General features: G+C 73.8%; 8 protein-coding genes. 7 read left to right on the top strand and 1 reads right to left on the bottom strand.

What is annotated here, in order from left to right:
* Nucleotides 1-103 precede the first annotated feature (103 nt).
* On the top strand, nucleotides 104-1312 hold the full coding sequence (locus IRQ30_RS02285) for a glycosyltransferase family 4 protein (protein WP_338089532.1): 1209 nt from the start codon (nucleotides 104-106) through the stop codon (nucleotides 1310-1312).
* On the opposite strand, the gene IRQ30_RS02290 is transcribed toward IRQ30_RS02285, so the two are convergent.
* The gene (locus IRQ30_RS02290) at nucleotides 1257-1724 is read right to left on the bottom strand and encodes an FAD synthase family protein (protein WP_193608518.1); all 468 of its coding nucleotides are present in this window, start codon (nucleotides 1722-1724) and stop codon (nucleotides 1257-1259) included. The two genes, IRQ30_RS02285 and IRQ30_RS02290, sit on opposite strands and share 56 nt — an antisense overlap.
* A gap of 162 nt (nucleotides 1725-1886) precedes the next feature.
* Between IRQ30_RS02290 and IRQ30_RS02295 the strand changes: the two genes are divergently transcribed.
* The 6 genes from IRQ30_RS02295 (at nucleotide 1887) to eno (ending at nucleotide 10179) form a co-directional block, all read left to right on the top strand.
* Nucleotides 1887-2636, top strand: coding sequence for an SIP domain-containing protein (locus IRQ30_RS02295; protein ID WP_193611445.1), 750 nt, complete (start codon nucleotides 1887-1889; stop codon nucleotides 2634-2636).
* Nucleotides 2633-3745, top strand: a complete 1113-nt coding sequence (locus IRQ30_RS02300; protein ID WP_193611446.1) for a serpin family protein — start codon at nucleotides 2633-2635, stop codon at nucleotides 3743-3745. The genes IRQ30_RS02295 and IRQ30_RS02300 overlap by 4 nt, the downstream gene beginning before the upstream one ends.
* 71 nt (nucleotides 3746-3816) lie before the next feature.
* Nucleotides 3817-7392, top strand: a complete 3576-nt coding sequence (gene mfd / locus IRQ30_RS02305) for a transcription-repair coupling factor (RefSeq protein WP_193611447.1) — start codon at nucleotides 3817-3819, stop codon at nucleotides 7390-7392.
* A 46-nt stretch (nucleotides 7393-7438) separates the two neighbouring features.
* The gene (locus IRQ30_RS02310; RefSeq protein WP_193611448.1) at nucleotides 7439-8164 is read left to right on the top strand and encodes a hypothetical protein; all 726 of its coding nucleotides are present in this window, start codon (nucleotides 7439-7441) and stop codon (nucleotides 8162-8164) included.
* Between the two features lie 4 nt (nucleotides 8165-8168).
* Nucleotides 8169-8813 carry a MazG nucleotide pyrophosphohydrolase domain-containing protein gene (locus IRQ30_RS02315; RefSeq protein ID WP_338089533.1) on the top strand — a complete coding sequence of 215 codons (645 nt, stop codon included), beginning with the start codon at nucleotides 8169-8171 and terminating at the stop codon, nucleotides 8811-8813.
* Between the two features lie 88 nt (nucleotides 8814-8901).
* Nucleotides 8902-10179: a phosphopyruvate hydratase gene (gene eno, locus IRQ30_RS02320; protein ID WP_193611449.1), complete on the top strand. Its 1278-nt coding sequence runs from the start codon at nucleotides 8902-8904 to the stop codon at nucleotides 10177-10179.
* The last annotated feature ends 120 nt before the right edge of the window (nucleotides 10180-10299 follow it).

A 10299-nucleotide genomic window follows, 5' to 3' on the forward strand; every position in this document is an offset into this window, starting at 1 on the left:
GGACGAGGAGGCTGCGAGCCCCTCCGGCGCGTGACGTCGCCAATTTTGGGGATGGGGGCAGCGGCCGCCCCGGACGAGCACCGGGCGGGACTTCACTGGCCGCGTGAGGCAGCGAACCGTGCTGATGGCCAACCCGTCCGCCGACGTCTACGGCGCCGACCTGCAGCTCCTGGAGAGCGTGGCGGCGCTGCGGGAGCGCGGCTGGCGGGTCGTCGTGGCGACCCCCTCGTCCGGGCCGCTGCTGACGAGGCTGGCGGCGCTGGGCGCCGAGGCGCGGCTGGTGCCGTTCCCGGTGCTGCGGCGCGCGTCGACGTCCCCGGGCGCCCTGGCCTCCCTGGTCGCCGGCAGCCCGCGCGCCCTGGTGGGCCTGCGCCGCGCGGTGCGCGAGGTGGGACCCCAGGTCGTCCTGGTCAACACCGTCACCCTGCCCTGGTGGCTGCTCGCCGGCCGTCTGTCCGGGGTGCCGGTCGTCTGCCACGTCCACGAGGCCGAGACCCGGGACCGCGCGCTGGTGCGGCGCGCCCTCGCCGCGCCACTGGCACTGGCGGACGCCACGATCGTCAACAGCAGGACGACGCTCGGCGTGACCTCGGCGGCCGCGCCGTACCTGCGGCGCCGGCTCCGCCTCGTGCGCAACGGTGTCCGCGGGCCGGCCGTCGCGCCGTCGCCCCACCCGCGCACGGGGGCCTTCCGACTGCTCGTCGTCGGACGTCTCTCGCCGCGCAAGGCGCCGGACGTGGCGCTCGAGGCGGTGGCCCTGCTGCGGACCGCCGGCCTCCCGGTGGAGATCGAGCTCTGCGGCACCCCGGGCCCCGGCCACGAGGAGTACGCCGAGGAGCTGCGCCGGCGCGCCGACCGGTCCGACCTGCGGGGCGCGGTGACCTTCACCGGCTACCAGTCGCCCATCTGGCCGGCGCTGGAGCGCGCGGACGCCCTCGTCGCACCGTCACTGGGGGAGTCCTTCGGCAACGCCGTCGTCGAGGGTCAACTGGCCCGGCGCCCGGTGGTCGCGAGCGCGGTGCCGGGCCACCTGGAGACCGTGGAGCAGGGCGTGACGGGTCTGGTGGTGCCGGCCCAGGACCCGGAGGCCCTCGCCGACGCCGTCGCCCGGCTGATGGAGGACGGCGACCTCGCCCGGGAGCTCGCCCTCGCGGGGCAGAGCCATGCCCAGGCGCGCTTCGGCCTGAGGCGCTACGGGGACGAGCTGGCCGCCGTGCTCGACGAGCTGGCCCCGGAGGGCGGCGCCGCTCCCGCGGTCACACCTGGAGGTCGGCGACCCCGGCCTCGGCATGCTCGACGTCCTCGGCGTTGAGCCGGCGCAGCGCGAGGCGCAGCACGGTGCTCGACGTCTGCTCCGTGTAGGGGAAGTAGACGACGTCCACGCCCACCGTCCTCATGCGGCGCTCGAGCTGGTCGCCCTTGGGGGTCCCCTGCCAGTCGTCGCCCTTGAAGAGGCGCTGGAACCGCACGTCCTGCCAGGCGGCGAGCTTGTCGGGCACGACCTCCACGTGGACCGCGTCCACGACGTCGATGGCACCGACGATGGCCACCCGCTCCTCGAGCGGGATGATCGGGCGCACGCCCTTGGTCCGCAGGCAGAGCTCGTCGGAGACGACGCCCGCGACGAGGTAGTCGCACCTGCCGCGGGCACGCCAGAGCAGGTTCAGGTGGCCCACGTGGAACAGGTCGTAGGCGCCGGGCGCATAGCCCACGACGGTCCTCATCAGCGTCTCCCTCAGTCCGGTGCCGGGCGGCTCGAACGTAGGAGCGCGACGGGGCGCGCGTCCGGGTCGAGCGGGCGACTTACCCAAGACGGGTGACGCGCCGACGCTCACCACGCGAGAGTTAGGCTGACCTAACAACTCTCGCTGACCCCAGGAGCACCCGTGCCCGGCACCACCACGCTGACCGTCACCTCGACCGAGCGGGTCAGCCCCGCCCTGGTGCGGGTGCGGTTCCGCAGCGACGACCTGTCGGCGTTCGCGGACAGCGCCGACACCGACCGCTACGTCAAGCTCGTGCTGCCCGTCGACGGCGACGACGTGGTGCGCACCTACACCGCGCTCGAGCCCGACGTCGCCGCCGGCACGCTCGCGATCGAGTTCGTGGTGCACGGCGACACCGGCGTCGCCGGTCCCTGGGCCGCCAAGGCGCAGCCGGGCGACACCCTGGAGGTGCGTGGACCGGGTGGTGCCTACGCCCCCTCGCCGGACGTCGACTGGCACCTGCTGGCCGGCGACGACGCCGCGATCCCCGCGATCCGGCAGGCTCTCGCCGCGCTGTCCGACGGCGCCGTCGCGGACGTGCTGATCGAGGTGCACGACGCCGACCACGAGGTGGAGCTCGCGGCCCCGGCCGGCGCCACCGTCACCTGGGTCCACCGCGGATCCGCCACCGAGGGCGACCCGCTCGTCGCCGCCGTGCGCGCCCTGCCCTGGCGCGAGGGGCGCGTCCACGCGTTCGTCCACGGCGAGGCGCAGGCCGTCATGCACGGCATCCGGCCCTACCTGCTCCAGGACCGCGGCGTCCCGCGCGAGGACGCCTCGATCTCGGGCTACTGGCGCCGGGGCCGCACCGAGGAGGGCTTCCGCGACTGGAAGAAGGAGCTCGCCGCGGCCGAGGCCGCAGCGGGATGACCCACCCCGTCGAGGCGTTGGCCGCCGGCCTGCTCGGCCGGCTCGCCGCGCGCCCCGGCAACCTCGCGTTCTCGCCGTACTCGGTCGCGGTGGCGCTGGCGATGGTCCAGCACGGTGCGGTGGGGGAGACCCGCGACGAGCTGCTCGCCGTGCTGGGCGCGAGCGACCCCGCACACCTCGACCGGGACCTCGCCGACCTCGCTCGACGCCTGCGGGAGCCGGGCGACGACGTCGTCCTGACCGCCGCCAACGCGCTGTTCGGGCAGGAGGGCACGAGCTTCGCGCGGCCCTTCCTCGATGCCCTGACGCACGGCTACGGCACCGCCGTGCACACGCTCGACTACGCCGCCGACGCCGGGTCGGCGCGGCGCGACATCAACGCCTGGACCTCCGAGCAGACCCGCGCCCGGATCACCGAGATCGTGCCGCAGGGCGCGCTGGGCTCGGCCACCCGCCTGGTGCTGGTCAACGCGCTCTACCTGAAGGCCGCCTGGGAGCGGCCGTTCGAGCGCACCCGCACGGCCGACGCGGCGTTCCACCTCGACGACGGCACCGCCGTGACCGTCCCGATGATGCGGCCCCGGCTCGCGCCGACCCACCTCGGTCGCGGTGACGGCTGGCTCGCCGTCCCCCTCCCGTACGCCGGCGGCCGACTGGTGATGACCGTCGTGCTCCCGGATGTGGGCCGGCGTGCCGAGGTCGAGGAGGCCGTCGCCGGCGGCGGGCTGCCGGCCATGCTGGCCTCGCCGGAGCCGACGGAGGTCGACCTCCGGCTGCCGCGCTGGACCGTCCGCTCGCAGGTGCCGCTCAAGGAGGCGCTGGCCGGGCTGGGCCTGCGGCGGGTCTTCTCCGGCGCCGCCGACCTCTCCGCGATGACCACCGACGAGCGGGTGGCGGTCGACGAGGTCCTCCACGAGGCGTTCGTCGCGGTCGACGAGGACGGCACCGAGGCGGCCGCGGCCACCGCCGTCGTCGTCCGCGCCACCTCCCTCGTGCCGTCACGCCCCCGGACCCCCGTGGTGCTCGACCGGCCGTTCCTCTTCGTGGTGCACGACGCCGAGCTGCGGGCGCCGCTCTTCGTGGGCCGGGTGTCGGACCCCACGACGTAGACTGAGCGACGTCCACCCCCTGTCATCCGTGACCGGGGGCTGTCGTGTTGTCACCCTCCTCAGGAGCACCCGTGTCGCTCGCCGGCCTCGCCGACGCCGTCCTGTCCGACCCGACCCTCGCCGACGTCCTCGCCGACGCCCGTGACGGGCGGGTGCGCGCGCTCGACCTGACGGGTCCCGAGGCGATGCGCCCCTACGTCGTGGCGGGGCTCGTGCGCTCCGGGCGCCGGGTCCTCGCGGTGACCGCGACGTCCCGCGAGGCCGAGGACCTGGTCGCCGCGCTGTCCGACGTGCTCGACCCGACGGGCGTCGCCTACTACCCCAGCTGGGAGACGCTGCCCCACGAGCGGCTCAGCCCCCGCAGCGACACGGTCGGGCGCCGCCTGGCCGTGCTGCGACGGCTGCGTCACCCCGGCACCGACCCCAGCAACGGCCCGCTCCAGGTCGTCGTCGCGCCCGTGCGCTCCATCCTGCAGCCGCAGGTGCAGGGCCTCGCCGACCTCGAGCCCGTCGAGCTGGCCACCGGCGACACGATGCCCCTCGACGACGTCGTACGCCGCCTGGCCGACGCCGCCTACACCCGCGTCGACCTCGTGGAGCGGCGCGGGGAGTTCGCCGTGCGCGGCGGCATCGTCGACGTCTTCCCGCCCACCGAGGAGCACCCGCTCCGCGTGGAGATGTGGGGCGACGACGTCGAGGAGATCCGCTCGTTCTCGGTGGCCGACCAGCGCACGCTCGACAAGGTCGAGCGGCTGTGGGCGCCGCCGTGCCGCGAGCTGCTGCTCACCGACGAGGTGCGTCGCCGCGCCGCCGAGCTCGGCCAGGCGCACCCCCAGCTGCTCGAGCTCACCGACAAGATCGCCGCCGGCATCGCGGTGGAGGGCATGGAGTCCCTCGCGCCGGTGCTCGTCGACGAGATGGAGATGCTCGTCGACCTGATGCCGGCCGACACCCACGTGCTGGTGCTCGACCCCGAGCGCGCCCGCAGCCGCGCGCACGACCTGGTCGCGACCAGCGAGGAGTTCCTGGGCGCGAGCTGGGCGGCCGCCGCCGGTGGCGGCACGGCGCCCATCGACCTGGGCGCGGCGTCGTACCACGCGATCGCCGACGTGCGCCTGCGCAGCCTGGCGCAGGACAAGCCGTGGTGGACGGTCAGCCCGTTCGGCATCGACGACGGTCTCGACGGGGCCGCCGCGGCACCCTCCGCGGGCGGCGACGTGAGCGCCGAGGACGCCGGCGTCCCCACCCGTGCCCTCCCGGCCGGACCCGTCGACGCCTACCGCGGCGACGTCGACCGCGCCATGGCCGACCTCGACGGCTGGCTCGCCGACGGCTACCGCGCCGTCGTCGTCCACCCCGGCCACGGTCCCGCGCAGCGCATGGTCGAGGCGCTGGGCGAGCGCGACATCGCCGCCCGCCTCGTCGAGGACGCCGACCCGGTCGAGCACGGCTTCGTCACGGTCACCTGCGGCGCCGCCCAGCACGGCTTCGTCGACGACACCAACCGGCTCGTGCTCCTCACCGGCGAGGACCTCAGCGGCCAGCGCTCCAGCACCCGCGACATGCGCAAGATGCCCGCGCGCCGCAAGAAGCAGATCGATCCCCTCGAGCTCAAGGCCGGCGACTTCGTCGTCCACGAGCAGCACGGCGTCGGTCGCTTCGTGGAGATGAAGCAGCGCGTCGTGGGCGGTGCCACCCGCGAGTACCTCGTGCTCGAGTACGGCGCCAGCAAGCGCGGCGGCCCCGCCGACCGCCTCTACGTGCCGGCCGACGCGCTCGACCAGGTGACCCGCTACGTCGGCGGCGAGCAGCCCAGCCTGGACCGCCTCGGCGGCGCCGACTGGGCCAAGCGCAAGGGCCGCGCCAAGAAGGCCGTCCGCGAGATCGCGGCCGAGCTGATCAAGCTCTACGCCGCCCGGCAGGCCACCAAGGGCTACGCGTTCGGTCCCGACACGCCCTGGCAGCGCGAGCTCGAGGACGCCTTCCCGTTCACCGAGACCGTCGACCAGCTGACGACGGTCGACGAGGTGAAGTCCGACATGCGCCAGACCGTGCCGATGGACCGCCTGGTCTGCGGCGACGTCGGCTACGGCAAGACGGAGATCGCCGTGCGCGCGGCGTTCAAGGCGGTGCAGGACGGCAAGCAGGTCGCCGTCCTCGTCCCCACCACGCTGCTGGTCACCCAGCACCTCAGCACGTTCAGCGAGCGCATGAGCGGCTTCCCCGTGGTGGTCAAGGGGCTCAGCCGCTTCCAGACCGATCGCGAGGCCAAGGAGGTCATGGCCGGGCTGGCCGAGGGCAGCGTCGACATCGTCGTGGGCACCCACCGCCTGCTCAACCCCGACATCCGGATGAAGGACCTCGGCCTGATCATCGTCGACGAGGAGCAGCGCTTCGGGGTCGAGCACAAGGAGCAGATGAAGCGCCTGCGCACCTCAGTCGACGTGCTGAGCATGAGCGCGACGCCGATCCCGCGCACGCTCGAGATGGCCATCACCGGCATCCGCGAGATGTCGACGATCACCACCCCGCCCGAGGAGCGGCACCCGGTGCTGACCTACGTCGGTGCCTACGAGGACCGCCAGGTCATCGCCGCCGTGCGCCGTGAGCTGCTGCGCGAGGGCCAGGTGTTCTACATCCACAACCGGGTCACCTCGATCGACAAGGCGGCGGCCAAGATCCGCGAGCTGGTGCCCGAGGCGCGGGTGGGCGTGGCCCACGGGCAGATGGGCGAGCACCAGCTGGAGCAGGTGATGCTGGACTTCTGGGAGAAGCGCTTCGACGTGCTGGTCTGCACGACGATCGTCGAGTCGGGCCTGGACGTCTCCAACGCCAACACGATGATCATCGAGCGCGCCGACACCCTCGGCCTGAGCCAGCTACACCAGCTGCGTGGTCGGGTCGGTCGCAGCCGCGAGCGCGCCTACGCCTACTTCCTCTACCCCGCGGAGAAGCCGCTCACCGAGACCGCGCACGAGCGGCTGGCCACCCTGGCCCAGCACTCCGACCTCGGCGGCGGCATGGCGATCGCCATGAAGGACCTCGAGATCCGCGGCGCCGGCAACCTGTTGGGCGGCGAGCAGTCCGGCCACATCGCCGACGTCGGCTTCGACCTCTACGTGCGGCTGGTGGGGGAGGCCGTCAACGAGTTCAAGGGCGAGGGCGCCGACGCCGACACGCTCAACGAGGTCCGCATCGAGCTGCCCGTCGACGCCCACCTGCCGCACGACTACGTGCCGAGCGAGCGGCTGCGCCTGGAGATGTACAAGCGCCTGGCCGAGGTGCGCGCCGACGAGGACGTCGACCTGATCCGCGAGGAGATGGTCGACCGCTACGGCAACCCGCCGCAGGAGGTCGAGGCGCTGCTGCTCGTCGCGCGCTTCCGGGCGCGCGCCCGGTCCGCCGGCATCGGCGAGGCGACGATCGCGGGCAAGAACGTGCGCTTCGCTCCGGTCAGCCTCCCCGAGTCGCGGGTGCTCCGGCTGCAGCGGATGTATCCCAAGTCCATCGTCAAGGCGACCGTCGACACGATCCTCGTGCCGCGCCCCGGCACCCCGGGCCGGACCGGGACCCCGCTGACCGGCATCGCCCTGCTTGAATGGGCGCGCGGGGTCATCGACAGCGTCATCGACCCCCCTCAGCAATGAGCCCCGAGTCAGCCCCGTATCGAGCACGGTCGTGAGGAGAGTTCGCGTGAGCACCCCCAGCACCCGAGGCAGCCGAGGCGTGCGAGCCCGCCGAGTGCGCCTCGCGGCCGCCGCCACCGCCGTCCTGGCCGTGGCCCTCACCGGCTGCGGCGTGGCCGGCACCAGCTTCCAGCCGGGCGTGGCCGCCGACGTCGACGGCGACCGGATCTCCACCGACCGGGTCGACCGCCTCGTCGGCGACTACTGCGACGCGGTGCGCGACCAGCTCCAGCAGGACGGCAGCGTCGTCCCGCTGGGCTACCTCCGCTCCGGCGTCGTGGGCCAGCTCGCCCTGGTGTCTGCGGCCGAGCAGCTCGCCGAGGAGCACGACGTCGAGCCCACGGACGACTACGACCGCGTCGTCACGGACCTGCGGGGCCAGACCCGCGACCTCCCCGAGGACCAGCAGGACGCGGTCATCGCGATCAACGGGTCCTCGGCCTACGTCCAGGCGGTCCAGCTGGCCGTCGGCGACAAGCTCCTCACCGAGGAGGGCCAGCCCACCGGGCCCGAGGCGGCCGGTCAGCGCGGGGCCGACGAGCTCACGCGGTGGCTCGACGACCACGACATCAAGCTGAACCCCGAGTTCGGCATCTCCTTCCAGGACGGCCAGGTGGTCTCCGAGGACACCCAGCTCGCGGTCGCCGTGGGCGACACCGCGACGACGTCGGCGCTGGAGGCGCCCGACCAGGAGTACGCCAAGAGCCTCCCGGCCTCCCAGCGCTGCAGCTGACCCGGTGGCCGAGCCCCTGAGCGGTCCGGCCGAGGGCCAGCCGCTGCTGGAGCTGCGGGAGGTCATGCGTCGGCTGCGAGCCGAGTGCCCCTGGAAGGCGGGCCAGACGCACCGCTCGCTGGCGCGCTACCTGCTCGAGGAGGCCCACGAGACCCTCGAGGCGCTGGACACCGGCGACGCCGAGCACCTGCGCGAGGAGCTCGGCGACCTGCTGCTCCAGGTCTACTTCCACGCCGCGATCGCCGAGGAGACCGGCACCTTCGACCTCGACGACGTCGCGCGCGGCATCACCGAGAAGATGGTGCGCCGCAACCCGCACGTGTTCGGCGAGGAGGCGGGACGGGAGGGACAGCCCGCCGACGCCGCCGCGGTCAACGAGGCGTGGGAGGCCATCAAGGCCACCGAGAAGTCACGGTCGGCGGTGACCGACGGCCTCCCGCCGACCCTGCCGGCGTTGCTCTACGCCGACAAGGTCCTCGACCGGCTCGCCCGCCAGGGGACCGCCGTACCGACGCCGGGCGACGACCTCGGCGACCGGCTCCTCGCGCTGGTGGCCGAGGCGCGCGCCGCGGGCCGCGACCCCGAGCAGGCCCTGCGCGACGCCGTACGTCGCCTGCCGGGCGTCACCCCAGCCGATCCGGCGACCTGACGGCCGACTGAGCGCGGCCTGCGCGGATCGACGTACGGCCGGGTCTAGGCTGGGCGCGCACCTCTTCCCAGTCGCACCAGGAGCAGCAGTGGCCAGCATCGAAGCCGTCGGCGCGCGCGAGATCCTCGACTCGCGCGGCAACCCCACCGTCGAGGTCGAGGTCCTCCTCGACGACGGGTCCTTCTCCCGCGCGATGGTGCCCAGCGGCGCCTCCACGGGCGCCTTCGAGGCGGTGGAGCTGCGCGACGGCGGCGACCGCTACGGCGGCAAGGGCGTCCAAAAGGCCGTCGACGCCGTGATCAACACGATCGGCCCCGCCGTCGAGGGCCTCGACGCCGACGAGCAGCGCATCGTCGACCAGACCATGCTCGAGCTCGACGGCACGCCCAACAAGGCGACCCTCGGCGCCAACGCGATCCTCGGCGTCTCGCTCGCCGTCGCCCGTGCGGCGGCCGACTCCGCCGGCCTGCCGCTCTACCGCTACGTCGGCGGGCCCAACGCCCACCTGCTCCCGGTCCCGATGATGAACATCCTCAACGGCGGCTCGCACGCCGACTCCAACGTCGACGTGCAGGAGTTCATGATCGCGCCGATCGGCGCCCCGACGTTCCGCGAGGGCCTGCGCCAGGGCGCGGAGGTCTACCACGCGCTCAAGTCGGTGCTGAAGAAGAAGGGCCTGTCCACGGGCCTCGGCGACGAGGGCGGCTTCGCCCCCAACCTCGACAGCAACCGCGCCGCGCTCGACCTGATCGCCGAGGCGGTCTCGGCGACCGGCCTGACGCTGGGCCGCGACATCGGGCTCGCCATGGACGTCGCCGCCTCCGAGTTCTTCAAGGACGGTGCCTACGCCTTCGAGGGCGGCACCAAGTCGGCCGACGAGATGACCGCCTACTACGCCGAGCTGGTGTCGTCGTACCCGATCGTCTCCATCGAGGACCCCCTCGACGAGGACGACTGGGACGGCTGGAAGGCGATCACCGACGAGCTGGGTGGCAAGACCCAGATCGTCGGGGACGACCTGTTCGTCACCAACGTGGAGCGCCTGCAGCGCGGCATCAGCGGCGGCCAGGCCAACGCGCTGCTGGTCAAGGTCAACCAGATCGGCTCGCTCACCGAGACCCTCGACTCCGTCGACCTCGCCCACCGCAGCGGCTACCGCTGCATGATGAGCCACCGCTCCGGCGAGACCGAGGACACCACGATCGCCGACCTCGCGGTCGCGACCAACTGCGGCCAGATCAAGACCGGTGCCCCGGCGCGGTCCGATCGCGTCGCCAAGTACAACCAGCTCCTGCGCATCGAGGACGACCTCGGCGACGCCGCGCGCTACGCCGGCGCCGGCGCCTTCCCGCGCTACCAGGGCTGACCGCCGGTCCATGGCCGACAGCCGCCGCACGCCACCTCGCGGGTCCCGCCCGCGGGGTCGCACGGGACCCGGTCGGGTCCCGGGCCGCGGCGGCGCCGCTCGGGGCGGGCCGGCTCCGGT

This window comes from Nocardioides lijunqiniae (assembly GCF_015024225.1).
In the GTDB taxonomy this organism is placed as follows: Bacteria; Actinomycetota; Actinomycetes; order Propionibacteriales; family Nocardioidaceae; genus Nocardioides; species Nocardioides lijunqiniae.